At 59.7% G+C, this 24981-nt stretch carries 29 protein-coding genes; 13 read left to right on the top strand and 16 right to left on the bottom strand.

The annotated features are described in order from the left end of the window. The first annotated feature begins 12 nt into the window (after positions 1 to 12). Positions 13 to 954: a LysR family transcriptional regulator gene (locus CKW18_RS04955; RefSeq protein ID WP_095187746.1), complete on the top strand. Its 942-nt coding sequence runs from the start codon at positions 13 to 15 to the stop codon at positions 952 to 954. Between the two features lie 36 nt (positions 955 to 990). On the opposite strand, the gene CKW18_RS04950 is transcribed toward CKW18_RS04955, so the two are convergent. Then, a complete protein-coding gene (locus CKW18_RS04950) occupies positions 991 to 1854 on the bottom strand; it encodes a DMT family transporter (RefSeq protein WP_095187745.1) in 864 nt (287 codons plus the stop codon). 561 nt (positions 1855 to 2415) lie between these two features. Between CKW18_RS04950 and CKW18_RS04945 the strand changes: the two genes are divergently transcribed. Then, entirely contained in the window at positions 2416 to 2595 is a 180-nt protein-coding gene (locus tag CKW18_RS04945; protein ID WP_095187744.1) for a hypothetical protein, read from the top strand. A gap of 43 nt (positions 2596 to 2638) precedes the next feature. On the opposite strand, the gene CKW18_RS04940 is transcribed toward CKW18_RS04945, so the two are convergent. Together CKW18_RS04940 and cysK are read right to left on the bottom strand one after the other, a co-directional pair. Next, on the bottom strand, positions 2639 to 3577 hold the full coding sequence (locus tag CKW18_RS04940) for an aspartyl/asparaginyl beta-hydroxylase domain-containing protein (protein ID WP_095187743.1): 939 nt from the start codon (positions 3575 to 3577) through the stop codon (positions 2639 to 2641). 184 nt (positions 3578 to 3761) lie between these two features. Beyond that, the gene (cysK, locus tag CKW18_RS04935; protein WP_095187742.1) at positions 3762 to 4736 is read right to left on the bottom strand and encodes a cysteine synthase A; all 975 of its coding nucleotides are present in this window, start codon (positions 4734 to 4736) and stop codon (positions 3762 to 3764) included. Between the two features lie 126 nt (positions 4737 to 4862). Between cysK and CKW18_RS04930 the strand changes: the two genes are divergently transcribed. Beyond that, positions 4863 to 5936 carry a DUF748 domain-containing protein gene (locus tag CKW18_RS04930; RefSeq protein WP_095187741.1) on the top strand — a complete coding sequence of 358 codons (1074 nt, stop codon included), beginning with the start codon at positions 4863 to 4865 and terminating at the stop codon, positions 5934 to 5936. Here CKW18_RS04930 and CKW18_RS04925 read toward each other — a convergent pair. Together CKW18_RS04925 and CKW18_RS04920 are read right to left on the bottom strand one after the other, a co-directional pair. After that, complete coding sequence (locus CKW18_RS04925; RefSeq protein ID WP_095187740.1) at positions 5933 to 6430, bottom strand: helix-turn-helix domain-containing protein; 498 nt, start codon at positions 6428 to 6430, stop codon at positions 5933 to 5935. The two genes, CKW18_RS04930 and CKW18_RS04925, sit on opposite strands and share 4 nt — an antisense overlap. Beyond that, positions 6418 to 6648: a DUF4160 domain-containing protein gene (locus tag CKW18_RS04920; protein ID WP_095187739.1), complete on the bottom strand. Its 231-nt coding sequence runs from the start codon at positions 6646 to 6648 to the stop codon at positions 6418 to 6420. Before CKW18_RS04920 ends, CKW18_RS04925 begins: the two co-directional genes overlap by 13 nt. 200 nt (positions 6649 to 6848) lie before the next feature. Between CKW18_RS04920 and CKW18_RS04915 the strand changes: the two genes are divergently transcribed. Further along, the gene (locus tag CKW18_RS04915) at positions 6849 to 7694 is read left to right on the top strand and encodes a MoxR family ATPase (RefSeq protein ID WP_095187738.1); all 846 of its coding nucleotides are present in this window, start codon (positions 6849 to 6851) and stop codon (positions 7692 to 7694) included. A gap of 12 nt (positions 7695 to 7706) precedes the next feature. Continuing rightward, on the top strand, positions 7707 to 8885 hold the full coding sequence (locus tag CKW18_RS04910; protein ID WP_095187737.1) for a VWA domain-containing protein: 1179 nt from the start codon (positions 7707 to 7709) through the stop codon (positions 8883 to 8885). A gap of 142 nt (positions 8886 to 9027) precedes the next feature. On the opposite strand, the gene CKW18_RS04905 is transcribed toward CKW18_RS04910, so the two are convergent. The 4 genes from CKW18_RS04905 to CKW18_RS04890 all read right to left on the bottom strand — a co-directional run bounded on the left by CKW18_RS04905 (position 9028) and on the right by CKW18_RS04890 (position 12765). Further along, positions 9028 to 9951 carry a biotin-dependent carboxyltransferase family protein gene (locus CKW18_RS04905; protein ID WP_095187736.1) on the bottom strand — a complete coding sequence of 308 codons (924 nt, stop codon included), beginning with the start codon at positions 9949 to 9951 and terminating at the stop codon, positions 9028 to 9030. Continuing rightward, positions 9948 to 10652, bottom strand: coding sequence for a 5-oxoprolinase subunit PxpB (gene pxpB, locus CKW18_RS04900; RefSeq protein ID WP_095187735.1), 705 nt, complete (start codon positions 10650 to 10652; stop codon positions 9948 to 9950). Before pxpB ends, CKW18_RS04905 begins: the two co-directional genes overlap by 4 nt. Continuing rightward, positions 10649 to 11401, bottom strand: coding sequence for a 5-oxoprolinase subunit PxpA (locus CKW18_RS04895; protein ID WP_095187734.1), 753 nt, complete (start codon positions 11399 to 11401; stop codon positions 10649 to 10651). Before CKW18_RS04895 ends, pxpB begins: the two co-directional genes overlap by 4 nt. 77 nt (positions 11402 to 11478) lie before the next feature. Beyond that, entirely contained in the window at positions 11479 to 12765 is a 1287-nt protein-coding gene (locus tag CKW18_RS04890; RefSeq protein ID WP_095187733.1) for an MFS transporter, read from the bottom strand. A gap of 157 nt (positions 12766 to 12922) precedes the next feature. Between CKW18_RS04890 and CKW18_RS04885 the strand changes: the two genes are divergently transcribed. Further along, positions 12923 to 13837, top strand: coding sequence for a LysR family transcriptional regulator (locus CKW18_RS04885; protein ID WP_095187732.1), 915 nt, complete (start codon positions 12923 to 12925; stop codon positions 13835 to 13837). A 111-nt stretch (positions 13838 to 13948) separates the two neighbouring features. On the opposite strand, the gene CKW18_RS04880 is transcribed toward CKW18_RS04885, so the two are convergent. From CKW18_RS04880 to CKW18_RS04870, 3 genes are read right to left on the bottom strand one after another with little or no spacing between them, the layout of a single operon-like run. Continuing rightward, positions 13949 to 14491 carry a DUF2937 family protein gene (locus CKW18_RS04880; protein ID WP_095187731.1) on the bottom strand — a complete coding sequence of 181 codons (543 nt, stop codon included), beginning with the start codon at positions 14489 to 14491 and terminating at the stop codon, positions 13949 to 13951. Positions 14492 to 14503: 12 nt separating this feature from the next. Next, entirely contained in the window at positions 14504 to 15280 is a 777-nt protein-coding gene (locus CKW18_RS04875; protein ID WP_095187730.1) for a class II glutamine amidotransferase, read from the bottom strand. Positions 15281 to 15297: 17 nt separating this feature from the next. After that, the gene (locus CKW18_RS04870; RefSeq protein ID WP_095187729.1) at positions 15298 to 15795 is read right to left on the bottom strand and encodes an MFS transporter; all 498 of its coding nucleotides are present in this window, start codon (positions 15793 to 15795) and stop codon (positions 15298 to 15300) included. A gap of 225 nt (positions 15796 to 16020) precedes the next feature. On the opposite strand from CKW18_RS04870, the gene CKW18_RS04865 reads away from it, so the two are divergent. Next, the gene (locus CKW18_RS04865; protein WP_095187728.1) at positions 16021 to 18075 is read left to right on the top strand and encodes a S9 family peptidase; all 2055 of its coding nucleotides are present in this window, start codon (positions 16021 to 16023) and stop codon (positions 18073 to 18075) included. Between the two features lie 201 nt (positions 18076 to 18276). Next, on the top strand, positions 18277 to 18750 hold the full coding sequence (locus CKW18_RS04860; RefSeq protein ID WP_095187727.1) for a cyclic nucleotide-binding domain-containing protein: 474 nt from the start codon (positions 18277 to 18279) through the stop codon (positions 18748 to 18750). On the opposite strand, the gene CKW18_RS04855 is transcribed toward CKW18_RS04860, so the two are convergent. Then, the gene (locus CKW18_RS04855; protein ID WP_095187726.1) at positions 18747 to 19031 is read right to left on the bottom strand and encodes a hypothetical protein; all 285 of its coding nucleotides are present in this window, start codon (positions 19029 to 19031) and stop codon (positions 18747 to 18749) included. The genes CKW18_RS04860 and CKW18_RS04855 overlap by 4 nt on opposite strands. 78 nt (positions 19032 to 19109) lie before the next feature. On the opposite strand from CKW18_RS04855, the gene CKW18_RS04850 reads away from it, so the two are divergent. The 4 genes from CKW18_RS04850 (at position 19110) to CKW18_RS04835 (ending at position 21328) form a co-directional block, all read left to right on the top strand. After that, positions 19110 to 19796: a spermidine synthase gene (locus tag CKW18_RS04850; RefSeq protein WP_095187725.1), complete on the top strand. Its 687-nt coding sequence runs from the start codon at positions 19110 to 19112 to the stop codon at positions 19794 to 19796. 48 nt (positions 19797 to 19844) lie between these two features. Further along, complete coding sequence (locus CKW18_RS04845; RefSeq protein WP_007911336.1) at positions 19845 to 20216, top strand: YajD family HNH nuclease; 372 nt, start codon at positions 19845 to 19847, stop codon at positions 20214 to 20216. Positions 20217 to 20398: 182 nt separating this feature from the next. Beyond that, positions 20399 to 20869 (top strand): RNA methyltransferase, encoded by a 471-nt coding sequence (locus tag CKW18_RS04840; RefSeq protein WP_046816778.1) that lies wholly within the window; start codon positions 20399 to 20401, stop codon positions 20867 to 20869. 81 nt (positions 20870 to 20950) lie between these two features. Beyond that, positions 20951 to 21328, top strand: a complete 378-nt coding sequence (locus CKW18_RS04835) for a DUF2892 domain-containing protein (RefSeq protein WP_095187724.1) — start codon at positions 20951 to 20953, stop codon at positions 21326 to 21328. A gap of 113 nt (positions 21329 to 21441) precedes the next feature. On the opposite strand, the gene CKW18_RS04830 is transcribed toward CKW18_RS04835, so the two are convergent. Both CKW18_RS04830 and CKW18_RS04825 read right to left on the bottom strand, forming a co-directional pair. Continuing rightward, the gene (locus tag CKW18_RS04830) at positions 21442 to 22671 is read right to left on the bottom strand and encodes a hypothetical protein (protein WP_095187723.1); all 1230 of its coding nucleotides are present in this window, start codon (positions 22669 to 22671) and stop codon (positions 21442 to 21444) included. Positions 22672 to 22706: 35 nt separating this feature from the next. Further along, positions 22707 to 23156, bottom strand: a complete 450-nt coding sequence (locus CKW18_RS04825; RefSeq protein ID WP_095187722.1) for a YcgN family cysteine cluster protein — start codon at positions 23154 to 23156, stop codon at positions 22707 to 22709. Positions 23157 to 23320: 164 nt separating this feature from the next. On the opposite strand from CKW18_RS04825, the gene CKW18_RS04820 reads away from it, so the two are divergent. Then, a complete protein-coding gene (locus tag CKW18_RS04820) occupies positions 23321 to 23914 on the top strand; it encodes a nitroreductase family protein (protein WP_095187721.1) in 594 nt (197 codons plus the stop codon). Positions 23915 to 24039: 125 nt separating this feature from the next. On the opposite strand, the gene CKW18_RS04815 is transcribed toward CKW18_RS04820, so the two are convergent. Beyond that, positions 24040 to 24972: a D-2-hydroxyacid dehydrogenase gene (locus CKW18_RS04815; protein ID WP_095187720.1), complete on the bottom strand. Its 933-nt coding sequence runs from the start codon at positions 24970 to 24972 to the stop codon at positions 24040 to 24042. Positions 24973 to 24981 lie beyond the last annotated feature (9 nt).

Genomic DNA, 24981 nt, shown 5'->3' with positions numbered 1-24981 from the left:
CGAGCACGGCCCATGACCCGAATTCCTGATGCCAACGTGATCCACAGCCGCCTGCGTCTGCGCCAGTTGCGGCTGATGCTGGCGTTGCAGGAATTCGGCTCGCTGCGCCGCGCCGCCGACCACATCGGCATGACCCAACCGGCGGCGACCAAAATGCTCCACGAGGCCGAGGATTTGCTCGGCGTCGAGCTGTTCGAGCGCTTGCCCCGGGGCATGCGCTCGACGCCGTTTGGCGAGACGGTGATCTATTACGCACGCATGGTCTTCGCCGAACTCAGCGGCATGCGTGAAGAATTGGTAGCGCTGGAGTCGGGCAATCTCGGACGGGTCGCGGTCGGGGCGATTCCGGCGCTGGCCTCGGGTTTGCTGACGCGCACCATTGCGACCTTGAAGCAAAGCCATCCGCGCCTGTCGATGAGCATCCAGGTCGACACCAGCGACGTGCTGGTGCAGGCGCTGTTGCAGGATCAACTGGACATCGTGCTGGGCCGAATTCCCGCCGGAGCGCGGGCAGAAGAATTGCTCTTCGACAGCCTCGGCGAAGAAGCCTTGTGTGTGATTGCCGGCGCGCAGAATCCACTGGCAAAAGAGAAAAACCTCAGCTGGGCGGAACTGCAAAACATGACCTGGGTGCTGCAACAGCAGCCAAGCCCGATGCGTGCGATCATCAATCAGGTGTTCCACAACGCCCGGGTCGACATCCCCAGCAGCATCGTCGAAACCACCTCGATCATGACCTTGTTATCATTGATCCAGCAGACCGACATGCTCGGTGTGACGCCGGTGTCGGTGGTCGAGGACTATCCCGGTCGCGATCTGCTGGCGGTGCTGCCGATCAAGTTTGAGGCGCGCCTGCCACCGTTCGGCCTGATCACCCGCCGTCATCGGATTCAATCGTCGGCGATGCAGGCGTTCATGAATTCGGTACGGGCCGAACATGCGTTGAGCAAATGAAAAAGGCCCGGAGAATGGCTCCGGGCTTTTTGCGGTTTACGCTGTTTTACGGAAGACGAATGCCAGACCAATGACGATCAACAGCATGCCGAACAAGCTCAACGTCGCCAGTCGGTTGCCGAAAATCAGGTAGTCCATCACTGCCGTCACCGCCGGCACCAAATAGAACAGACTGGTGACATTCACCAGATTGCCCCGTGCGATCAGCCGATACAGCAACAGCGTCGCCAGCACCGACACCACCAGCCCCATCCACAACACCGGCACGATGAAACCGGCAGTGTGCTCGAAGTGAAACGGCTGGAACGGCACAAAGATCGCGCACAACAACAGTCCGGCCAGGTACTGCACCGGTAGCGTGCCGAGAGGATTGTCGGTGATGCGTTTCTGCATGATCGAACCCAGCGTCATGCTCGCCAGCGCCAGCAGACCGAACAGCATCCCCGCCCACGACATCCCGGCCAGACCGATGCCCTGATACACCACCATGATCAGCCCGGCCAGCCCCAACGCCAGACCAAACATCCGGCTCGCCGAGCGCTGCCGCTCCATCAGTACAACGGTGAGAATCGGCTGCACGCCCATGATGGTCGCCATCACCCCCGGGGTGACTTTGGTGTTCAGAGCCAACAGATAGAAAATCTGATACGCCCCCAACAACACCACACCGGTGGCAATCGCAAACAGCATCGGCCAGCCGCCCTTGGGCAACTTCAGCTTGAGCAACGGCATCAGCAGCACCAACCCGCACAGGGCGATGGCAAAGCGGATCAACAGAAAGGCAAACGGTGACGCGTGGGCCAGGCCCCATTTGGAGAAAATCGCCCCGCTGCTCCACAGCAGAACGAACAGGCTCGTGGACGCCGCCGCGAGCGCGGACTTTTTCGAAAGGACAAACATGAATACCACCTGTAGTCAGGCAAATAGCCAACTCAGCCGAAGCTGAAATTCAGTAGATTTTTGCGGCGGGCACAGGGGTCAGCAGAAACTGCCGATCAGCCCGAAACGCCAACGCCCGGCGGTGATACGACTGCGCACACCGGCGTGCTACTGACAGGTGGGGGGTAATGACTGATCCGCTTGGGCTGCTGATTCCCGCACGGCACGACGCCAGCGTTGACCGCTGGATCGACTACCGCGTTGATGAGGGATGCAGGCATTGGGGCAGATCTTTTTTGAAGGGGTTGGAACGTGAGTCGTATGACTCACGAGCGCCGACTATAACCAGCGCGGGACATGGATTGCAATGATTTGGACAAAGGGCCAGTAGCGACAGGCTGAAGGGAGGTGGATAGGCTGGTGGCAGCAAACAAATTGAAATTCAGGAGCCTCTCCCAGGGGTCATCTCTCTCTACCAGCAACTGGGCTTTGAGTTCGATTCAGAGGGTCGGCTTGTGAAGCTTATTGACTAAGACTAGTATCGGGGCAACTGCTCATTTAATGATCAACGCCGGAGACACCATGAAAGCTGTCGTTGAAAACAAGGCCTCAGACGCCAAATCAACAAAGGCCAATAGAAAGCGGTCTTCTGGAGAGTTGTCTGAAAAGGAGTTGCAGCGAATCAGGGAGGCATTGGCAAATCCAGCCGTTGAGGAGCGAGGCGGTATTCTCGCGGGCGCCTCTTTCGCGTTCCCATCATGAAAAAACCGCTCACAAGGAGCGGTTTTTCATTTCTGGTTAGCCCTCAACCAAACAGCCAATACCCCAGCAATGTCAGCACCACCACCGCCAGCACTGGCCGCAACACACGGTAGGCCTTGGGATTGCGGCGTTTCCACTGTTTGACCACACCGCTGAACTTGTCACTGAAGCTCTTGCTCCAGGCGTAGGCCTGGTTGATCCCGCCGACGCGTTCATCATCAAGATTCTGTGGCGCAGTCGCGCGGCCGAGCCAGCCACTGATGAAGCGGTTGATGCGGGTCATCAGACGGTTGCTCAGCGGACGTTCGATGTCGCAGAACAGGATGACGCGGGTCTTGTCGGTTTCGTTCTTGACCCAATGCACGTAGGTCTCGTCGAACATCACGTCCTCACCGTCGCGCCAGGCGTAAACCTGACCGTCGACGAAGATCCGGCAATCGTCGGAGTTCGGTGTCGACAGGCCGAGGTGATAACGCAGGGAACCGGCGAACGGATCGCGGTGCGGGTTAAGGTGGCTGCCGCCCGGCAACAGCGCGAACATGGCGCCTTTGACGTTAGGGATGGCACTGACCAGCGCCACGGTTTTCGGGCACAAGGTTTCAGCCGATGGCAGCGGTTTGTCGTACCACTTGAGATAGAAACGCTTCCAGCCCTTCTTGAAGAACGAGCCGAAACCGGCGTCGTTGTTCTTCTCGGCGGCGCGGATGTAACCCTCGTCGAACAGGTGCATGGCTTCGTCGCGGATGGTTTCCCAGTTATCGCGCAGTACGTCCAGTTCCGGGAACTTGCTGCGATCCAGATAAGGCTTGGACGGTACACCCGAGAACAAGTACATCAAGGCGTTATACGGGGCGAACAATGCCGAGTGGTTGACGAACTGGCGCAGCACCGGCAGGCGCGCCTTACCGCGCAAATGCACATAGAGGATGCTGCCCACAAACAGCAGCAACACCAACACCTTGGCGGCTAACGAAAAGGTCATCAACGACTCCTTGAATAAAGACAACGCTGCGCAATGCCCTTTACCCGACATGGCAGCCGGCCATGATAAACACTACCGGCCTGGTACAAAACCCGTTCAGCCCAAGATTCAGTGTTAAGAATTGCGCAACAAAGCATTTATTAACATAAGCACCCTGAACCTGGGCTGACCTGAGTCAAATCGATTACTGCTGGTTCTCCTGCTCGGTGAACAGATCGCTGAACAGCATGCTCGACAGGTAGCGTTCACCGGAGTCCGGCAGAATCACCACGATGGTCTTGCCCTGCATCTCAGGCGTTTCGGCCAGACGCACCGCGACCGCCATGGCCGCGCCGCAGGAAATACCGCACAAGATGCCTTCTTCCTGCATCAAGCGCAGAGCCATCGCCTTGGACTCTTCGTCGGTAACCCGCTCTACCCGGTCAACCATCGACAAGTCCAGGTTCTTCGGTACAAAACCGGCACCGATGCCCTGAATCTTGTGCGGGCTCGGCTTGATTTCTTCGCCAGCCAGGGCCTGAGTAATGACCGGTGAAGACACCGGCTCGACGGCCACAGAGAGAATCGGTTTGCCCTGGGTATTCTTGATATACCGCGAAACACCGGTGATGGTTCCGCCGGTACCGACACCCGCCACCAGCACATCGACCGCGCCATCGGTGTCGTTCCAGATTTCCGGGCCGGTGGTTTTTTCGTGAATCGCCGGGTTGGCGGGGTTATCGAACTGCGCCGGCATGAAGTATTTGCCTGTATCGCTGGCAACAATCTCAGTGGCCTTCTGGATCGCACCTTTCATGCCTTTGGCCGGTTCGGTCAGCACCAGTTCGGCGCCCAGCGCCTTGAGGACTTTGCGCCGCTCGATGCTCATCGACGCCGGCATGGTCAGCATCAACTTGTAGCCACGGGCGGCAGCCACGAAAGCCAGACCGATGCCGGTATTACCCGACGTCGGCTCGACGATGGTCATGCCTGGTTTGAGTTTGCCGCTGCTTTCAGCGTCCCAGATCATGTTGGCGCCGATACGACACTTGACCGAATAACCGGGGTTACGCCCCTCGATCTTGGCCAGGATGGTCACGCCACGCGGCGCGATGCGATTGATCTGCACCAGCGGCGTGTTACCGATGGAATGGGCGTTGTCAGCAAAAATACGGCTCATGGCTGGGTCCTTATGCAGCATTGAATTCAGCGCCCAAGGTATGCCTGTTGCCCATCACAGTCCAGTCGGGTCGAACGTCTGCGGCGACGGGCAGTCAATCGATTACACCGTTCGGGAATTGTCGTCATGAAGCGTCGTTACAGCTGGCCGTTATGGACATTTGCAGGCGTTGTCGTGCTGCTGATCGCAGCGCACATCGCCCTGCCCTATCTGGTGCGCGACTATCTGAACGGCAAGCTGGCGAACATGGGCGACTACCGTGGACAGATCACCGATGTCGACCTGGCGTGGTGGCGCGGTGCTTACAAGATCAACGGCCTGAAGATCGTCAAGGTCGACGGCAAAGTGCCTGTGCCTTTCGTCAATGCGCCGCTGATTGATCTGTCAGTGAGCTGGCATTCGCTCTGGTACGACCATGCCGTGGTGGCCGAGGTGCAGTTCATCAGCCCCGAAGTGAACTTCGTTGATGGTGGCAATAAACAGAACTCGCAGACCGGTAAAGGCACCGACTGGCGTGAGCAATTAGGCAAACTCCTGCCGATCACCCTCGACGAAGTACAGATTCACGACGGCAAAATCAGCTTCCGCAACTTCAACTCCAAACCACCCGTGAACATGAACGCCACCAACGTCGACGCGAGTATTTACAACCTGACCAATGTGGTCGACAAGGAAGGCAAACGCGACGCTCGCTTCGAAGGCAAGGCCCTGCTACTCGGCCACGCTCCGCTGGAAACCAGTGCCACGTTCGATCCGCTGAGTAACTTCGAAGACTTCCAGTTCCGCCTGCGCGCCCGCGATATCGAACTCAAGCGCATGAACGACTTCGCCTCGGCCTACGGCAAGTTCGATTTCAACGCCGGCCACGGCGATGTAGTGATCGAAGCCCAAGCGAAAAAAGCCCAGGTCAGCGGCTACATCAAGCCGCTGCTGCGTGATGTCGAAGTGTTCAATTGGCAGCAGGATGTGGAAAACCAGAACAAGAGCATCTTCCGCTCCGTCTGGGAGGCACTGGTGGGCGGCACGGAAACCGTGCTGAAGAACCAGGCAAAAAACCAGTTCGCCACCAAGGTTGAACTCAGTGGCAACGTGCATCAGCAAAATATCAGCGCGTTCGAAGCTTTTTTGCAGATTTTACGCAATGGATTCATCCAGGCGTTCAATGCCCGATATGAGCGGCCGAAGCCGGATGCGGGCTAGGGTTTTCGGTTGACGATATATCGACCGGAATTCTCTGCGGCCAATGTTGAGCCTTGCTGCAAAGAGTCCCAACCGAGACACGCGAGTGCCAGGGAACGTGGCACTGCTTCGCGACCACCACTGTAGCGACTGATGCTGCGGGGGCTGACGCCCAGCGCCTCGGCAGCCTGATTTAAAGACAGCCCCGTGCGTGCACGCCAGTCGATGAAGATTCGAGTGTTTTCATCAGCAGCATTTTGGGCCAGGGCATCCAGATACAACGTATCCGCGCCAATCTGTATATCCGGCTCCAGCCACTCAACGCACCAGCCGTCATCTGCCAGCATGGCGCTATTGAATATGCTGGAATCGAGTAACGGCTGCAGGCCTGGAAAAGCTTGCAGGTCGGCACTTAGATCTAACACCAGTTGTTGACCATCTACAAAGGTCAATGCCAGCCGATAATCGGCTAGTGCCTGCACCGCTGCGAGACGGGGCCTTTTCATGGGTAACATCGTTTCCAGTCCTCCAGCAGTTGTGCCTGATGGGCCGCAACCCACGCCAGTGCTTCCTTGATAATCAGTGGCGGCGCCCTGCCCATCATGACCTCAATGGTTTCCAGGCTCAGCATCACATCCACTCCGCCACCGGTCAGATGAACATGAGGCGGAGGATGATCCTTCTCGCGCAACTGAATTCTGTATTTATCGCGGAATCGGTATTTAGTCGTCATGTTCGACAGGCTATCGCCAAATCGGCGATACCTGAATACTGGCCATCAGCCGAGACTGAGTCAACATGTGACGCCCCATTCAGAGACTGAATAAGCCGTCTGCGTTCACAGTCGACCGGGTCGCGCGTTATAGTCGGGCATCCGATTTTTCGCCCCCGCCCTGCCCGTTCAGGTCGGCGTTACCGTTCGAGGATTAGCAGATGAAGTTCGAAGGCACCCAGGCCTACGTCGCCACCGATGACCTGAAGCTGGCGGTCAACGCCGCCATCACCCTGGAGCGGCCGCTGCTGGTCAAGGGCGAACCGGGCACCGGCAAGACCATGCTCGCCGAGCAACTGGCCGAATCATTCAATGCCAGGTTGATCACCTGGCACATCAAGTCCACCACCAAGGCCCACCAAGGCCTGTACGAGTACGACGCGGTCAGCCGTCTGCGCGATTCGCAACTGGGCAACGAAAAAGTCCACGATGTTCGTAACTACTTGAAGAAAGGCAAGCTCTGGGAGGCGTTCGAGTCTGAAGAGCGGGTCATTTTGCTGATCGACGAAATCGACAAGGCCGACATCGAGTTCCCCAACGACCTGCTGCAAGAACTCGACAAGATGGAGTTCTACGTTTACGAGATCGACGAGACCATCAAGGCGAAAAAGCGCCCGATCATCATCATTACCTCCAACAACGAGAAAGAGCTGCCGGACGCCTTCCTGCGTCGCTGCTTCTTCCACTACATCGCCTTCCCCGACCGCACCACCCTGCAGAAAATCGTCGACGTGCACTACCCGGACATCAAGAAGGATCTGGTCAGCGAAGCGCTGGACGTGTTCTTCGACGTGCGCAAGGTGCCGGGCCTGAAGAAGAAGCCATCAACGTCGGAGCTGGTCGACTGGCTGAAACTGCTGATGGCCGACAACATCGGCGAAGCCGTATTGCGCGAACGCGATCCGACCAAAGCGATTCCGCCGCTGGCCGGCGCCTTGGTGAAAAACGAGCAAGACGTGCAACTGCTTGAGCGCCTGGCGTTCATGAGCCGTCGCGGCACCCGCTAAGAGGCTGATGCCATGTTGCTCAACCTGTTCAATGAAATGCGTGCAGCCAAGGTGCCGGTGTCGGTGCGCGAGCTGCTCGACCTGATCAACGCGCTGAAACAGCGCGTGATCTTCGCCGACATGGACGAGTTCTATTACTTGTCGCGGGCGATTCTGGTGAAGGACGAACGGCATTTCGACAAGTTCGACCGCGCGTTCGGTGCGTACTTCAATGGCCTGGAAAAACTCGACGATCACCTTCAGGCGCTGATTCCCGAAGATTGGTTGCGCAAGGAGTTCGAACGCTCGCTGAGCGACGAAGAACGCGCGCAGATCCAGTCCCTCGGCGGGCTGGACAAACTGATTGAAGAGTTCAAGAAGCGCCTGGAAGAACAGAAGGAACGTCACGCCGGCGGCAACAAATGGATTGGTACCGGCGGCACCAGCCCGTTCGGTTCCGGCGGTTTCAACCCGGAAGGCATTCGCGTTGGCGATGCCGGCAAGCGCCAGGGCAAAGCGGTGAAGGTCTGGGATCAGCGCGAGTACAAGAACCTCGACGATTCCGTCGAGCTGGGCACGCGCAACATCAAGGTCGCCCTGCGCCGCCTGCGTAAATTCGCCCGTCAGGGTGCGGCGGAGGAGCTGGACATCGACGGCACCATCGACCACACCGCCAAGGACGCCGGCCTGCTGAACATTCAGATGCGCCCGGAACGGCGCAACACGGTGAAGCTGCTGTTGCTGTTCGACATCGGCGGTTCTATGGATGCACACGTGAAGATCTGCGAGGAGTTGTTCTCGGCCTGCAAGACCGAGTTCAAGCATCTGGAGTATTTCTACTTCCACAACTTCATTTATGAATCGGTGTGGAAGAACAACATGCGCCGCACTTCCGAGCGTTTCTCCACTCAGGATCTGCTGCACAAGTACGGCGCCGACTACAAAGTGATCTTTATCGGCGATGCCGCCATGGCGCCTTATGAAATTACCCAGGCTGGCGGCAGTGTCGAGCACTGGAACGAAGAGCCGGGTTATCTGTGGATGCAGCGCTTCATGGAGAAATACAAGAAGCTCATCTGGATCAATCCGTACCCGAAAGATACCTGGGGCTACACCTCGTCGACCAACATCGTGCGGGACTTGATCGAGGATCAGATGTATCCGCTGACGTTGCGTGGTTTGGAAGAAGGCATGCGGTTTTTGTCCAAATGACGACCAGATCGTTCCCACGCTCTGCGTGGGAACGCATCCAGTGACGCTCTGCGTCACAGGGACGCGGAGCGTCCCGGGCGGCATTCCCACGCGGAGCGTGGAAACGATCAACACTGTGGGAGCGGGCTTGCCCGCGATGCTTTTAGCTATTTCTGAAGCGCTGCAGATATTTGATGTGCTCGCGATGCGCAACGTCTTGCACCACCGGCCGCAACCGCACTCGCGTCCCCGGCAAACACTGCGCCAACCGCGCCAACGCCAATGGCGTTAACGCCCCCAACCGTGGATATCCACCAATCGTCTGCCGATCATTGAGCAACACAATCGGCTGCCCGTCCGGTGGCACCTGCACCGCGCCCAAAGGAATCCCCTCGGAAATCATCGGCTGCCCCTGATACTGCAAAGGCTTCCCTAACAAGCGGATGCCCATTCGATCGGCGCGACTGTCCAGCGTCCACGCACTGTTGAACACATCAAACAGGCTCTGGCCGCTGAACTGGCCAATCTGCGCACCCAGTACCAGGTCCAACGGCGCATTCAGGCGAAAATCCGGACGATGAGCCAACGGCATATCACGAACCAGCAGGGTTTCCCCGTGATAGCTCAACATCGCCCCTTTGGCCAACGGCAGGCCCATGCCATCGAGCCCGCCAAGCTCCTCGCGCACGACTGTTGCGCTGCTACCCAGAACCTTCGGCGCGTCAAAACCACCGGGTGCTGCCAGATACGCACGAGCGCCAAGCAGTGGTTGAGTGAATTTCAGCGTCTGCCCTTTGTGCAATTTGAAACTGCGCCACGGCGCCAATGGCTGGCCGTCGATCTGCGCACCGAGATCAGCCCCGGCCAGCGCCAGCAGGCATTCTTCTTCGGCCAGTACAGCAAAGCCACCGAGGGTGATTTCGATCACCGGCAGATCCAGACCGTTGCCCAGTAGCCAATTGGCCCAGCTCATCGAACGCCAGTCCGCCGCGCCGCCCTGGGTCACGCCCAGATGCCGCACGCCAAACCGCCCGGCGTCCTGCAACAGGCACAGCGGCGTACTCGCTTCAATCGTCAGTCGACTCATGCCAGTGCCTCCAGCGGGGTGTCGTCGCCACCCAGATGGATGAATTCGGCGTGACTTACCGCCTCGAAGCGCACCGTGTCGCCGGGTTGCATCAGGCTGTAGCCATCACGATGGCGATCAAACAATTTCGCTGGAGTACGACCGATCAGGTTCCAGCCGCCGGGAGAGACGACAGGATAGGCAGCCGTCTGCCGTTCGGCGATACCGACGCTGCCAGCAGCGACTTTTTTGCGCGGGGTGTTCAGGCGTGGCGCGGCGAGCATCTCTTCGACCAGCCCCATGAAGGCAAAACCCGGTGCAAAACCGAGGGCGAACACCTGATATTCCCGAGCACTGTGACGGCGAATAACCTCCTCCGCCGCCAGACCGCTGCGCGCAGCGAGCACCCTCAGTTCCGGCCCGACACTCAAGTCATACCAAACGGGCAACACATGGCATTGCCCGCCAGCCTGAGCATTCGGGGAGAGATCAATCAACGCCTCGGCAATCAATTCCCGCGCCTGATTCGGATTCAACAGTGTCAGGTCGTAATGCACCATCAATGTTGTATAGGACGGCACCAGATCGATCAGTTGCGCACCGAACACCCCGCGCAACCGCTCACTGGCAGCGAGCATCCACGGCATATTGGCTTCGGCAATATCGTCAAACAGACGCAGCATCAGACAGTCCAGCGCCACGACTTCAATCCGTGGATTCATGATGCGCTCTGCTGATTGAGGGCCTCACGGATACGCCGCACCGCCGCCACCGAACTGGCATTGTCGCCGTGCACACAGAGGGTGTTGGCTTGCAGGTGCAATGCACTGCCATCGCTGGCGGTGAGGTTGGCGCCACGGGCAATGATCAGTGCCTGCTCGATGATTTTCTCGGCGTCGTGATGGACGGAGCCCGGCGTTTGTCGCGAGACCAGACGACCCGCGCTGTCATAGGCGCGGTCAGCGAAAGCTTCGAACCACAGGGTGACGCCGCACTCATCGCCAAGTTGCTGCGCGGCGGCGTTGTCGCGGGTGGCCATCAGCATCAACGGCAAACTGCGGTCATAGTCGGCAACAGCCTGAATCACTGCGCGCAACTGCGCTGGGTTGGCCATCATGTCGTTGTACATCGCACCGTGCGGTTTGACGTAACTGACCTTGCCGCCCTGCGCCTTGCAGAGGCCGTCGAGGGCGCCGATCTGGTAATGCAGGATGTCTTGCAGCTCCTGCGCGGAATACGCCATGGAGCGCCGGCCGAACCCGACCAGATCCTGATAGGCCGGATGCGCGCCGATCTGCACGCCGTGGCTTAGCGCCAGGCTGACGGTTTTGCGCATGATGCTCGGGTCGCCGGCGTGGAAGCCGCAAGCCACGTTGGCGCAGTCGATGAAGGGCATGACTTCGGCGTCCAGACCCATGGTCCAGCTGCCGAAACTCTCGCCAATGTCGCAATTCAATAACAGGCGGCTCACGGTAAACACTCCTGTAGCTTTTTATCTTTCTATCCGTAGGACATCGCCCCTTGGGCAATGCCCCCGCAGGTTATCAGTTACTGCGCGTCGAGTTGCTTGCCACGGGTTTCCGGCAGGCTCAGCGCCGCGAGAATCACCACGCCGTAAGACACCGCAGCAAACGCACCAATGCCTACGCTCAACGGCACTTTCTGGCTGAGCAGGCCGATCAGCAGCGGAAACAGCGCCGCCAGCGCCCGGCCGATGTTGTAGCAGAAGCCTTGGCCCGAGCCGCGAATCCGCGTTGGGAACAACTCGGTGAGAAACGCACCCATCCCGCTGAAAATCCCCGAGGCAAAGAACCCCAGCGGAAAGCCCAGCCAAAGCATCACGCCATTACTGACCGGCAATTGGGTGTAGAGCAGAACGATGGTGAACGAGCCGACCGCGAACAGGATGAAGTTCTTTTTGCGCCCCAACAGGTCGGTCAGATAAGCACTGATCACGTAACCGACATAGGAACCGACAATCACCATCGCCAGGTAACCGCCGGTGCCGAGCACGCTCAAGCCGCGCTCGTTTTTCAGGAAGGTCGGCAGCCAGGAGGTGATCGCGTAGTAACCGCCGAGTGCGCCAGTGGTCAGCAAGGAGGCGCGGATCGTGGTGAACAGCATGCGGGGAGCAAAAATCTCGTAGAACTTCGCCGGATTCTCCGGGGTTTGCGCAGCCTTGGCTTCGCGGTAGATCTCCGGGTCTTTCACCAGACGTCGCACGAAGACCACGAAAATCGCCGGCACGATGCCGAGAATGAACAGCGCCCGCCAGGCGTCTTCCGGTGGCATGATCGAGAACAGCAGCGCATACAGAATTGCCGTCAGGCCCCAGCCCAGCGCCCAACCGGATTGCACCATGCCCACCGCTTTGCCACGGTCCTTCGCGCGGATCACTTCGCCGATGAGTACTGCGCCGGCCGTCCATTCGCCACCGAAACCGAAGCCCATCAGGGTGCGAGCGATCAACAGTTGTTCGTAGTTTTGCGCGAAGCCACAGAGGAAGGTGAAGAAGGCGAACCACAACACGGTGAGTTGCAGCGTGCGAACGCGACCGATGCGGTCGGAGAGGATTCCGGCAACCCAGCCACCAATGGCCGAGGCAATCAAAGTGCTGGTGTGAATCAGCCCGGCCTCGCCGGTGGTAATGCCCCACATCGCAATCAGGGTTGGCACCACGAAGCTGAGCATCTGCGTGTCCATGCCGTCCAGACCGTAGCCGATCTTGCAGCTCCAGAACGTGCGGCGTTCCTGTTTGTTGATGTTGCGATACCAGTCGAACGGGCCGGGGCGGGCCGTGGACTTGGGGAGGTCGAGGGTGTCGGGCGCACTCATGGCAAATCTCCGCAGGCTTTTATTGGTCTTGTTCGTAGTCCCGACGACGCCTATCGTGGGAACCGGATGCGCCGATTTTTGGGCGCTTGGCCGTACGGCGTCCAACGAATAAAAACCCGCCTTAGGCATAAGAAAAATTTGTCACCCGAGCCTTGCCATGAACCTGAAGTTTCTCGAGACCTTTGTCTGGGTCGCCCGGCTGAAGAGTTTTCGCCTGACCGCCGACAAGCTGTTCACCACCCAGGCGTCGATTTCCAGTCGCATTGCAGTACTTGAAGGTGAACTGGGGGTGAAGCTGTTTGTGCGTGATTCGCGCGGTGTCAGCCTGACGCCCGAAGGTTTGAAAGTGCTGGACTATGCCGAGCAGATGCTCGACACCATGAGCGCGCTCAAGCAGTCGATCGAAACCCGCTCGAGCAAAGTCGGCCGGGTGCGCATCGGCGTGATGGACACGGTGATTCACACTTGGCTGAGCCCGTTGGTGGCGCAGATGACCGATCTGTATCCACGGGTGGAAATCGAGCTGGTGGCCGATACCTCGCTGAACCTCTGTGATCAGCTGCAAAAAGGCTTTCTCGATCTGATCCTGCAAACCGATCTGGTGCGCCATGAAAGCGTGCGCAGCCTGGAGCTGGCCAGCCATCCGCTGGGCTGGATCGTCGCCAGCAACTCGATCTACAACCGCGACTATGCTGACCTCGCAGAATTGGCGCGGGAGCGCATCATCACCTACTCGAAAAACTCCCGGCCGCATCAGGACCTGCTGGCGTTGATGCAGGCGAGCGGCGTGATAGCGCCGCGCTTGAATTGCGTGAATTCAGTGTCGGCGATCACGCGGTTGTTGCGCGATGGGTTTGGTATTGGTGTGCTGCCGCCGGTGCTGGTGGCTGAGGAATTGGCGCGGGGGGAACTGACTTTGCTGGCCATTGATCAGTGCCCACCGAATTTGCAGGTGGTGGTCTCTTGGAGAGTCGGCGTGGAGTGGGTCGAGGAGATTGTGACGTTGTGTCAGCAGGTGTTGGCGGGGTATGCGCAGAAGGTCGGCAAGGACTACATCACCCTCACTGACTGAACATGATCGTTCCCACGCTCCGCGTGGGAATGCCTCAATGGATGCTCCGCGTCCGCTTTGGGACGCGGAGCGTCCCGGGCTGCATTCCCACGCAGAGCGTGGGAACGATCATCAGAGACCGCGAACGTCGCGGTCTTCAATCGGCCGGCTCTGGCGCAGGCGTTTGCCGCCGAGCACCACCCAGTCGATCAGACGGAACAGGCATTCGATGCCGAACGACAACAGCAATGCGCCGCTCATGCCCCAGATCATCGCCTCCGGGGTCAGCAGGATCTGGTAGCTGTAGCCATTCCAGGTTTCCTTGCGGATGTCCGGGTCGGCGGCCAGCACTACTTGCAGGAAGCGGATGTACCACGGGCCCTGCATCGCCTGGAATTGTTTATCCAGCGCCAACTGACGCGTGAGCAACGTGTTCAGACTGTCCGCATCACTGCGAAACACCGGGTCTTCACTGGCGCGGTAATGCGCGACAAGTGCCTGCATATCACCTTTGAAAAACTGATCGGCCGTACCCTGAAAGCCGCGCAGACCGGTCTGCGCCTCAATCAGATGGGCCTCGACACGTTTCGCGTAATCGTTGATGAACCCCGGCACCTGGACACCGATCAACAGGCCTGCCGCAAACAACACCAGCCGTAGATAACTGAGCAACATGGGTTGTAATCCTTATTCGGTCTTGCCTTGGCTGACGCATTCGCCGCGTCGCCACAGGCTCCATTGGCCCGGTTCGTAGCGGGTCCAGGTTTCGTTTTCGGTCAGAGGTTCGGTGGCAATCACCGTCACCACATCGTTGGGCGTGGTTTCAGCCTGGAAATCGACGATCACATCGACGTCCTTGAGCCGCGCCGGGCCGAACGGTGCGCGCCGGGTGATCTGCGCCAGTTTGGTCGAGCAATAGCAGAACAGCCAGTCGCCATCGCTGAGCAGGCAGTTGAACACGCCTTTGCTGCGGTATTCGGCGCACGCGGCAACCAGATCCGGCAGCAGCACTTCTACATCGACCGGTTCCGGAAAGGCTGCACGCACACGGTTGAGCAAATCGCAGAACGCCGCTTCACTGTCGGTATCGCCGACCGGGCGGTAGAAACTTTTGATCGGGGTAAAATCGGCGAGCTGACCATTGTGTGCGAAGCACCAGTTGCGCCCCCACAGTTCGCGGACGAACGGGTGGGTATTGGACAGGCAGACCTTACCGACGTTGGCCTGGCGGATATGGCCGATGACCACTTCGCTCTTGATCGGGTAACGCTGCACCAGATTGGCGACTTCCGACTCGCAACTGGCGGCCGGATCCTGGAACAGCCGCAGGCCACGGCCCTCATAGAAGGCGATGCCCCAGCCGTCGCGGTGCGGGCCGGTGCGCCCACCGCGCTGCATCAGCCCGGTGAAGCTGAACACGATATCAGTCGGCACGTTGGCACTCATGCCCAGTAATTCACACATGTGCGGACTCTCGGGAGTTACAGACGCGGCTCGACCCGCATGCGCTGCGGATTGTTCGGCACTGGCGGGCGACCGTAACGGTCATCACCGGCGCCACCGAACGGTTGGTCGTCATCGCGCTCATCGGCGCGGGCTGCTGCTTTGGCCGCTTCGGCCTGTTCACGGCGAGCCTTGGAGGCCCGTTCGATCGGGAAGCGGATCAGCACGTAAATCAGATAGATGCCGAACGCGATCATGCCGTACATGAACAGATCGGAGACTGCGCGCCAGGCGTTGTTGCCGACCTTGAACGCCAGATCCAGCGCGGTGATGGCGATGGCCGGGGCGACCTTTTCCTTCACCGGGTCAACGATGGTCGGGCTGAACAGCAACACCGCCATCAACACACGCAACGGCTCGCGCAGCCAGCGCCACATCCAGGTGGTCAGGCGCAGCCATACCAACAGGCAGCCTACAGCGGCAAAGGCGTAGAGGCCCCAGGCGATCAGATAGTCGTTCTCGGTCATGGTGTCCATGGCAAGGCAGGCAAAGAGGCGCTTATAGTAACGACTTTTCGCCCGCCAGGCTTGTCCCAATAGACACACAACCTGTGGGAGCGAGCCAGCTCGCGAATACGGACTGTCAGTTGAAACATTGTTGTCTGACCCACCGCTTTCGCGAGCAGGCTCGCTCCCACAGGGTTTGCGCTGGTAACCAGAGCTGCGAAACCCCCTATTCCGTACATTGTCCGAGAGCCTTCCATGCCCGTATCCGCCAACGTCACCAGCGCCCCGATTGCCCACAAGGCGGCCGGCGCCGACCCGTATGCCTGGCTGCAGGAGCGCGACACCGACGCGGTGCTCGACTACCTCAAGGCTGAAAACGCTTACCAGGAAACACAAACCGCCGATCAGGCCGAACTGCGCGAAACCCTGTTCGAAGAGATCAAGGGCCGCATTCTGGAAACCGATCTGTCCCTGCCCTCCCCCTGGGGGCCGTACCTGTATTACACCCGAACCACCGCTGGCGACGAATATGCCCGCCACTATCGTTGCCCACGTCCGACGGACGACAGTCTGACCCTCGACGAAAGCCGCGAACAACTGCTGCTCGACCCGAACGTTCTGGCCAATGGCGGCTTCTTCTCGCTGGGCGCGTTCAGCATCAGCCCCGATCACCAGCGTCTGGCCTACAGCGTCGATGCTTCGGGCGATGAGATTTACACGCTGTTCGTCAAGGAACTGGCCAACGACAAGGTCAGCGAACTGGAATTCGAGGACTGCGACGGCAGCATGACCTGGGCCAACGACAGCCTGACGCTGTTCTTCGGCGTGCTCGACGACACCCATCGACCACACAAACTGTTCCGTTATCGCCTCGACGGCACCGCTGCCGAAGAAGTCTTCCACGAGCCGGATGGGCGCTTCTTCCTGCATTGCTACCGCGCAAGCTCCGAACAGCAATTGCTGCTGTCGCTGGGCAGCAAGACCACCAGCGAAGTCTGGGCACTGGACGCCAATCAGCCACACCTGCCCTTCACCTGCCTGGCACCGCGCGTCGAGGATCACGAATACGACGTCGATCACGGCGTGCTCGATGGCGTGTGGACATGGTTTATCCGCACCAACCGCGACGGCATCAACTACGCCCTGTATCAGGCCCCGGACACTGGCATCACGCCGACAGAAGCCGATTGGCTGAACCTGATCCCGCACAGCGACACGGTGATGCTCGATGGCGTCAGCCTGAACACCGAGGCCATGACCCTGAGTCTGCGCGAAGGCGGCCTGCCAGTCATCGAAGTTCACCCACACGGTCTGGCGTCTTATCGCGTGCAATTGCCGGACGCGGCCTACAGCCTCTACGTGCAAAACAGCCTGGAGTTTGAAAGCGATCGCATTCGTCTGCGCTATGAGGCGCTGAATCGCCCGGCCCAAGTGCGCCAACTGATGCTGGCCAGCGGCGAACAGACCGTGCTGAAAGAGACCCCGGTACTCGGCCCGTTCGACGCCGACGCTTACGTCAGCCAGCGCCTTTGGGCCACCGCGCCGGACGGCACGCAGGTGCCGATCAGCCTGGTGATGAAGCGCGAAATGGTTGGTAAAGCGGTGCCGCTGTATCTCTATGGCTATGGCGCTTACGGTTCGAGCCTTGATCCGTGGTTCTCTCACGCCCGCCTGAGCCTTTTGGATCGTGGCATGGCCTTCGCCATTGCTCACGTGCGCGGCGGCGGCGAGTTGGGCGAAGCCTGGTATCGCGCCGGCAAGCAGGAACACAAGCACAACACCTTCAGCGACTTCATCGCCTGCGCCGAGTTCTTGATCTTCAACGGCATCACCACACCTGAAAAGCTGGCAATCAGCGGCGGCAGCGCGGGTGGTTTGCTCATCGGTGCAGTGCTCAACCAGCGTCCGGATCTGTTCGGCGTGGCGATTGCCGAAGTGCCGTTCGTCGATGTGCTCAACACCATGCTCGACCCGGATCTGCCATTGACCGTTACCGAATACGACGAGTGGGGCAATCCTGAAGAACCGGACGTCTATGAGCGAATCAAGGCCTACGCGCCTTACGAAAATGTCACAGCGCAGGCTTATCCCGCGACGCTGGTGATCGCCGGTTACAACGACAGCCGCGTGCAGTACTGGGAAGCGGCGAAGTGGGTGGCGAAATTACGTGCGACAAAAACCGACGACAATCTGCTGCTGCTCAAGACCGAACTGGGCGCCGGGCATGGCGGGATGAGCGGGCGCTATCAGGGATTACGTGACGTAGCCCTCGAATATGCATTTGTGTTCAAGGTTTTGGGCCTGGCCTGAGGAACTCCGCCGGTCACTTGGGTCTTAACTCAAGACTCCGGTGGTCGATAACACACAAAACCCTGTGGGAGCGAGCCTGCTCGCGAATGCGACCTGTCATCCACATCGTCGGTGACTGACACTACGCTTTCGCGAGCAGGCTCGCTCCCACTGGGGCAATGTACAGCCTTGAAAATGTGAAAACAAAAAGACCGCAACGACATGTCCGAACCCACCTTACTGAACAACGAAATCCGCGACTGGCTGATGGACTGTGGCCTGTTCGATCAATTGCAACTGGCCGACTTCGCCGCGGCCTCGGGCTACTTCAGCATCAGCACCGTGGCTGAAGGCGAAGCGATTTTCCGCGAAGGCGATGCCGGCAGCTTCATGTGCATCCTCCACAGTGGCCAGGTCGCGGTACAGAAAACCGGGCCCGACGGCCAGGTGATCACAATGGCGACGCTGCGCAGCGGTCGGGCCTTCGGAGAAATGGCCGTGCTCGACGGTGAACGGCGTTCGGCCACGTGCATTGCCGCGAGCCATTGCCAGTTGCTCAATCTAGGCAAGGACTCGCTGGAGAAAATGCTCAACGACGCGCCAAAAATCGCCGCCAAGATCATCCGCGCCCTCGCTGTCTCCCTGTCCAGACGCCTGCGCATGGCCGACGGCCAACTGGCAGCGCAACAGGTTTAACCGCCCGGGGATTTGGCCTTGGTACCGCTCGGTTCAATACCCGGCACCGGCTGATCCTTGATTGGCGGGCTGGGCATTTCGATCGGCACCAGCGGCGGACTGCCACTGCCAGCGCCAGACTTGGGGATGTTGATCGGCGTGATCTGCGGATACGGCGTGGGGGTTGCGGTGCCGGGCGAGCCTGGCTGTGGCGCCGGACTCACCGGAATGGTCTGCTGCGCCTGCACTGCAGTAATCGAGAGCGCGGCCAGGGCAATGACCGTTAGAATGGTGCGCTTCATCAAGGGCTCCGTTGGCCTTAGTCTGTGCTCAGGCTACTCCCAACGCGCCTGCTTGCCTTCCCCCTTGTAGAGATTTCCATGAAACGTTTCGTTCTGCTCGACACCACCCCGATCCCTGAAAGCGGCGGTGCCCTGTGCCTGTTCGAGTATGGCGAGGACTTCGTCATCAAGATCCAGGGCGGCGACGGAGGGCAGTTGATGAACACACGCATGCACGGTTCCGAAGATGCGCTGGCCGAGATTCCCTGCCGCAAGGTCGCTGGCCGGCCGGATTCGCGGGTGTTGATCGGCGGCCTGGGCATGGGCTTCACCCTCGCTTCGGCGCTCAAGCATCTGGGCAAAAGCGCTGAAGTGGTGGTCGCCGAACTGGTGCCGGGCGTGGTCGAGTGGAACCGTGGCCCGCTCGGTGAAAAGTCCGGTCGGCCGCTGCTTGATCCGCGCACGGTGATCCGTCAGGACGACGTGGCTAACGTGCTGCAAAGCGAGCCAAACGGCTTCGACGCGATCATGCTCGACGTCGATAACGGCCCCGAAGGCCTGACCCAGAAGGCCAACAGCTGGCTGTACTCCGCCGCTGGTCTGAATGCCTGCGCCAAAGCCCTGCGCCCGAAGGGTGTGCTGGCGGTTTGGTCGGCCAGCGCCGACCGGCTGTTTTCCGACAAATTGAAGAAGGCCGGCTTCAAGGCGGAAGAAGTCCAGGTGTTCGCCCACGGCAACAAGGGCACGCGCCACACGATCTGGATTGCCGAGAAGCTCAAGGGCTGAGCTAAACTCTGCACATAACCGTCATTAGTCTTCTACAAAGGTGAACCCATGAGTTCGTCCACCCCAACCAACACGTCGAAGCTGGATCGCATCCTCGCCGACAACCAGCGCGACAAGGAAATGGGCTACCGCGACAAGGCCCTGAAGATGTACCCGCACGTCTGTGGCCGCTGCACCCGTGAGTTTTCCGGCAAGCGCCTGAGCGAACTGACCGTGCATCACCGCGACCACAACCACGACAACAATCCGCAGGATGGCTCGAACTGGGAGTTGCTGTGCCTGTATTGCCACGACAACGAACACTCGCGCTACACCGACCAGCAATACTTCAGCGAAGGCTCGCTGAGCACGCCGAAGATTGCCAAGGCCACGCATAACCCGTTTGCCGCCCTGGCCGGGTTGATGAAGAAAGAAGACTGAATATTTTCAGTGCCTGACCCGGCCCTTTCGCGACCAAGCCCGCTCCCACCGTTGGAATGCGTTCACCTGTGGGAGCGGGCTTGCTCGCGAAAGCGGTCGATCAGACACCGGTAATCCGTGATCTGACTACAACTGCCCAATCCCCGTATAATCGCGCTCTTTTTCCCGAAGGCACCCCGCTCGTGGCAGACAAACGTTACAGCTGCATTGGTTTGTACAACCCCAAATCACCGGAGAACGTCGGTTCGGTGATGCGCGCCGCCGGCTGTTACGGCGTGGCGTCGGTGTTCTACACCGGCAAGCGTTATGAACGAGCCGCCGACTTCGTCACCGACACCAAGCGCGTGCACTACGACATCCCGCTGATCGGCATCGACGATCTGAAAAAAATCCTCCCGCTCAACTGCGTACCGGTTGCCGTGGAACTGGTCGACGGCGCCCGCCCGCTGCCGGAATACACCCACCCGGATCGCGCTTTGTACATCTTCGGCCCCGAAGACGGCTCGCTCGATAAAGAGATCCGCGACTGGTGCGAAGACGTCGTGTACATCCCGACCACCGGTTGTATGAACCTCGCCGCCACGGTCAACGTCGTGCTCTACGACCGCATGGCCAAGGGCCTGAACACCCGCTCCGGGCCGAAATTCCGCTGAAGCGTCGCACATCCGATGGAACAAGCTGACCGCTCCGGCAGTCAGCTTGTGTATCCATTACTCATTGCCTGGAGAAAGATCATGACCGAGCTCAAACGCGTCGAGCGTATCGAATCCACCCCGTTTCAGTCCCCAACCGATCAGAACGTACAGGGCTGGGAGCGTATCGGCTCGCTGGCCGGCGGCGTGATCATGGTCGGCAAGGGCTTGCGCCGTGGCGGGGTGTTCGGTTTGATTCAGGTGGCGATTGGCGGTGTGGCCATGGCTCGCGGGATTACCGGGCACAGTTCGGTGAAAAGCCTGTTCGAGAAAAGCCGTCAGGACATGAATAACGTGCGGGCCAAGATTGAGCGCGCTGGCGAAGAACTGAGCAAGCTCAAAGCCAATGCCGAGGCGGCGACGAGCACGGCGACGGTGACCGGCAATGATTCGGTGAAATCGCCGAAAGCCGGGGTTTGATCCTGAATTTGTTGTGAGGTCTGTGGCCTCTTCGCGAGCAGGCTCGCTCCCACATTTGATCTGTGTCGAACACAAAACCAGTGTGGGAGCGAGCCTGCTCGCGAATGGGGATGTTACTGAAGCAACGCGCTATCAAGCACTTTGGAGGACTCGCCCAGAACACTCTCGGCCAGTTGCACAAACGCCTTGGTACTCACCGTCCCCAGATGCATCGCCCCACGCAACACGTCATCCAGCGAGCGCTTGTTGTGGGTCTTCAAGCGGATCTCGCCATCCAGCTCCTGCAACATCGCCACCGCTCTTGAGACCTGTGCCGGGCTGATCTGCCCGCCGCGCAGCGTCGTGACCTTTGCGCCATCCTTGGCCAGTTTCGCCTGCAAAGCCTGATAACGCTCATCACTCATGCCGCCCGCCCGGCGCACCAGCTCGATCGCGTAATACTCGGCAAACCCTTCGCTGATCCAGTCGCTGCGCTGCTCGTCATTGATCCGCCCGAACACCTGCGCCAACTCGCGCACCAGCGCACTGCTGCCGCTTTCGCTGACCAACGGCAACCGCGTGTTGAGGTAGATCGATTCGTGCGCACCCACACTGCCGCGCCACATCGGATCGTTGGCGCCGACGATCAACAGTTTCGTCGGATGGCGTGGATACAACGCCTGCACTTGCGGCCAGACAAACGTCAGCAAGGTCAGTACGTCCATGCGGCGCATGCCCTGCCCTTGCGGCGAGGCCACGGTGACTTCGGTTTCGCCCAGACGCGTGCGACGGCTGCCCAAGTGCCCGGCGAGCATCCATCCGGTCGGGCGGTCGAACAGGCGCGTGGGGTTGTCGATGCGGAATTTGTTTTTGCCGATGCGCGGCCAGGCGGTTTCGATGCTTTTCCAGCCGTCGGGCAATTCGAATTGCAGACGCGAGACCAGTTCGGTGCCGTCCTGCTGATCGAGTTTGGCCGCTGGCACCAGATCATCACCGCGCAGCAGCGCCCAGCTCGGCGTCATGCGGGTGTCGAAGCTGCCGTTCTTGCGGCCGTGGCTGATGCGCACGCGATAGGTCAGGCTGGACGGGTTGTTGGCCGGACGCCAGACGCCGCGTGTCTGCTTGCCCGGTGTCAGCAGCCATTGGCCGTCGGTCTTGAAGTCGCTGTAGTGACTGCCGTCGCCGAGGTCGAAATCGAGACTGCGCACCGCCTCGCCTTTGGCCAGGGTCAGGCGCACTTCGGCCTGATCGCTCTGCGGCAACAGGCGCACGTGATAATCCAGATCGACTTTCTTCGCCGCCCACACCGGCGCACTCAGCACCAGCAGCCCGGCAATCACCACCCGCCGCAATCCCACAGCCATACACACTCCTTGTTGAAACATGAATCTGTGGGCGTTTAACCCGCCCGGAAAATCAGGTGATCTTCCCAGTCATCCTCCGCCACGCTGCCCTCGGCGAGCATGCGTCCGGACTGGGAAATACGCTCGTGGTGCACCGCATCGCGGTCGCCGCACACCAAGTGGTGCCAAAGCGGCAGATCCTTGCCCTCGCTGACGAGTCGATAACCGCAGGTCGGCGGCAGCCATTTGAATTCTTCGGCCTGACCTGGAGTGAGCTGGATACAGTCCGGGACAAACTTGATGCGATTCGGGTAATCGCTGCACTGGCAGGTTTTCAGATCCAGCAGTTTGCAGGCGATGCGCGTGTAATAGACGCTGTTGTCTTCTTCATCTTCGAGTTTTTGCAGGCAGCACAGACCGCAGCCGTCGCACAGCGATTCCCACTCCTCGTGATCCAGTTGATCGAGGGTTTTGCGTTTCCAGAACGGTTCGACTTTGGCGGCCATGGCTCAAGCATCAACATCAGGTGGTGAAAAGGCCGCCAGTCTAGTGCCCAAGGCCTTGCGGGCCAAGCGCTGGCGACTGCCGGTAAATCGTGCTTGTCAGCCGAATCGCCGCCCAGTAGGGTTTTGCCACGAATTCATGACTCAAACACAGCAAGGAATCTTCGATGAGTGCCAACCCTCGCGTTGCCGATTACGCCATCCACCCACAGTTCACCGATCGCTGGTCGCCGCGCGCCTTCACCGGCGAAGCGATCCCGGAAGAAACCCTGCTGAGCTTCTTCGAAGCCGCGCGCTGGGCACCATCGGCCTACAACTCGCAGCCGTGGCGTTTTCTCTACGCGCGTCGCGATACGCCGAACTGGGAGCGTTATCTGGGCCTGCTCAACGAGTTCAACCGCAGCTGGGCGCAGCACGCTTCGGCACTGGTGATCGTGATGTCGAAAACCACCTTCGCCGTGCCGGGTGCCACTGAAGAAACCCCGGCGTTGTGGAGCACGTTCGACACCGGTTCGGCATGGGGCCATCTGGCACTGCAAGCAAGCATCAGCGGCTGGCACACCCACGGCATGGCCGGCTTCGATCAGGAGCTGACGCGCAAGGAGCTGAATATTCCTGAGGGTTATGCGCTGCATGCGGCGGTGGCCGTTGGCAAACTCGGAGACAAGGCAACGCTGGCTGAATACCTGCAAGCCCGTGAAGAGCCGAGCCCGCGTCGTCCGCTGAGCGAACTGGCGGCTGAAGGCGATTTCACCCTATAGAAGCCTGCACAAAAACAAAGTGGGAGCGAGCCTGCTCGCGAAAGCGGTGTGTCAGACAACAATGATGTTGGCTGACACACTCTCTTCGCGAGCAGGCTCGCTCCCACCTTTTGACCGGGGAACACTCAATAACCGCGGTTGAAATCCACTTCCCCGCGCAACGCCTCGCCCGCCTGATACGCCTTCAGGTTGTCGACAAACAACTGCACCATCAACGCTGGTGAAGTCGGCGCCGAGCTGTGCCCGGTCAGCAGCAAGCCCCACGCCGTCCAGAACGGATGACGCTGCGGCAACGGTTCCTGACGGCAGACGTCGATCACCGCACCCGCCAGATGCCCTTCCTTCAGGGCGTCCACCAGATCCGCATCAACTACCGCCACGCCGCGCCCGACGTTGATGAACAACCCGGTCGGCTTGAATTGCTTGAACAACGCCGCATCATAAATATCGTGGGTCTGCGCCGTGTTCGGCAGCAGATTGACCACGTAATCCACCTCGCCCACCAGCCGTGGCAGATCGGCCATCGAACCGACTTCGACAAACGGTGCCTGCTCGCGGGCGCTGCTGGCAATGCCGTACAACTCGACGCCGAACGGCAGTAGAAACTGCGCCACGCTCTGACCGATGTCACCGGTGCCGACGATCAATACTTTGCGTCCGACCAGACTCTGCCCGGTGCGGTTGTCCCACTTGCGCTCAACCTGGCTGACCAGTCGCGCCAGCACTTCGCGTTCGTGCCCAAGCATGTAAGTCAGCACGTATTCAGCCATCACCTGGCCGAAAATTCCCACCGCGCGGGTCAAGCGGTAATCCCGGCACAAGCCGCCGGCAAGCAACGGCGTGATGCCGGCCCAGGTCGATTGCAGCCATTGCGGTTGATGGCCCTGACGCAACAGGGTCGCCAGCAGATCAGGCTGACCCAGCCATACGGGGCAATCGGCGGCCTGACGAGCCAGCTCAGCGGAGTCGCCGCTGGTCAGCACGTCGAGTTCGGGCGCTGCCTGTTGCAGCAGCCGGGCGTATATCGCGTGGTCGTGTTCAGCAATCAGAACGCGCATCTTCAAACC

Source organism: Pseudomonas sp. Irchel 3E19 (assembly GCF_900187585.1).
GTDB lineage: Bacteria > Pseudomonadota > Gammaproteobacteria > Pseudomonadales > Pseudomonadaceae > Aquipseudomonas > Aquipseudomonas baetica.
Note: the sequence above shows the minus strand (reverse complement) of the source record. Positions and strands in the feature narration are given on the sequence as shown.

What these genes read in the sequence shown, in the direction of transcription:
- CKW18_RS04940 (WP_095187743.1), bottom strand. Translation starts at nt 3,577, where the DNA reads ATGACCTTTTCGTTAGCCGCCAAGGTGTTGGTGTTGCTGCTGTTTGTG.
- CKW18_RS04945 (WP_095187744.1), top strand. Translation starts at nt 2,416, where the DNA reads ATGAAAGCTGTCGTTGAAAACAAGGCCTCAGACGCCAAATCAACAAAG.
- CKW18_RS04825 (WP_095187722.1), bottom strand. Translation starts at nt 23,156, where the DNA reads ATGGCCGCCAAAGTCGAACCGTTCTGGAAACGCAAAACCCTCGATCAA.
- CKW18_RS04925 (WP_095187740.1), bottom strand. Translation starts at nt 6,430, where the DNA reads ATGTTACCCATGAAAAGGCCCCGTCTCGCAGCGGTGCAGGCACTAGCC.
- CKW18_RS04855 (WP_095187726.1), bottom strand. Translation starts at nt 19,031, where the DNA reads ATGAAGCGCACCATTCTAACGGTCATTGCCCTGGCCGCGCTCTCGATT.
- CKW18_RS04830 (WP_095187723.1), bottom strand. Translation starts at nt 22,671, where the DNA reads ATGGCTGTGGGATTGCGGCGGGTGGTGATTGCCGGGCTGCTGGTGCTG.
- CKW18_RS04915 (WP_095187738.1), top strand. Translation starts at nt 6,849, where the DNA reads ATGAAGTTCGAAGGCACCCAGGCCTACGTCGCCACCGATGACCTGAAG.
- CKW18_RS04930 (WP_095187741.1), top strand. Translation starts at nt 4,863, where the DNA reads ATGAAGCGTCGTTACAGCTGGCCGTTATGGACATTTGCAGGCGTTGTC.
- CKW18_RS04845 (WP_007911336.1), top strand. Translation starts at nt 19,845, where the DNA reads ATGAGTTCGTCCACCCCAACCAACACGTCGAAGCTGGATCGCATCCTC.
- CKW18_RS04820 (WP_095187721.1), top strand. Translation starts at nt 23,321, where the DNA reads ATGAGTGCCAACCCTCGCGTTGCCGATTACGCCATCCACCCACAGTTC.
- CKW18_RS04885 (WP_095187732.1), top strand. Translation starts at nt 12,923, where the DNA reads ATGAACCTGAAGTTTCTCGAGACCTTTGTCTGGGTCGCCCGGCTGAAG.
- CKW18_RS04815 (WP_095187720.1), bottom strand. Translation starts at nt 24,972, where the DNA reads ATGCGCGTTCTGATTGCTGAACACGACCACGCGATATACGCCCGGCTG.
- CKW18_RS04870 (WP_095187729.1), bottom strand. Translation starts at nt 15,795, where the DNA reads ATGGACACCATGACCGAGAACGACTATCTGATCGCCTGGGGCCTCTAC.
- CKW18_RS04880 (WP_095187731.1), bottom strand. Translation starts at nt 14,491, where the DNA reads ATGTTGCTCAGTTATCTACGGCTGGTGTTGTTTGCGGCAGGCCTGTTG.
- pxpB (WP_095187735.1), bottom strand. Translation starts at nt 10,652, where the DNA reads ATGAATCCACGGATTGAAGTCGTGGCGCTGGACTGTCTGATGCTGCGT.
- CKW18_RS04905 (WP_095187736.1), bottom strand. Translation starts at nt 9,951, where the DNA reads ATGAGTCGACTGACGATTGAAGCGAGTACGCCGCTGTGCCTGTTGCAG.
- cysK (WP_095187742.1), bottom strand. Translation starts at nt 4,736, where the DNA reads ATGAGCCGTATTTTTGCTGACAACGCCCATTCCATCGGTAACACGCCG.
- CKW18_RS04865 (WP_095187728.1), top strand. Translation starts at nt 16,021, where the DNA reads ATGCCCGTATCCGCCAACGTCACCAGCGCCCCGATTGCCCACAAGGCG.
- CKW18_RS04890 (WP_095187733.1), bottom strand. Translation starts at nt 12,765, where the DNA reads ATGAGTGCGCCCGACACCCTCGACCTCCCCAAGTCCACGGCCCGCCCC.
- CKW18_RS04950 (WP_095187745.1), bottom strand. Translation starts at nt 1,854, where the DNA reads ATGTTTGTCCTTTCGAAAAAGTCCGCGCTCGCGGCGGCGTCCACGAGC.
- CKW18_RS04860 (WP_095187727.1), top strand. Translation starts at nt 18,277, where the DNA reads ATGTCCGAACCCACCTTACTGAACAACGAAATCCGCGACTGGCTGATG.
- CKW18_RS04850 (WP_095187725.1), top strand. Translation starts at nt 19,110, where the DNA reads ATGAAACGTTTCGTTCTGCTCGACACCACCCCGATCCCTGAAAGCGGC.
- CKW18_RS04835 (WP_095187724.1), top strand. Translation starts at nt 20,951, where the DNA reads ATGACCGAGCTCAAACGCGTCGAGCGTATCGAATCCACCCCGTTTCAG.
- CKW18_RS04920 (WP_095187739.1), bottom strand. Translation starts at nt 6,648, where the DNA reads ATGACGACTAAATACCGATTCCGCGATAAATACAGAATTCAGTTGCGC.
- CKW18_RS04875 (WP_095187730.1), bottom strand. Translation starts at nt 15,280, where the DNA reads ATGTGTGAATTACTGGGCATGAGTGCCAACGTGCCGACTGATATCGTG.
- CKW18_RS04910 (WP_095187737.1), top strand. Translation starts at nt 7,707, where the DNA reads ATGTTGCTCAACCTGTTCAATGAAATGCGTGCAGCCAAGGTGCCGGTG.
- CKW18_RS04955 (WP_095187746.1), top strand. Translation starts at nt 13, where the DNA reads ATGACCCGAATTCCTGATGCCAACGTGATCCACAGCCGCCTGCGTCTG.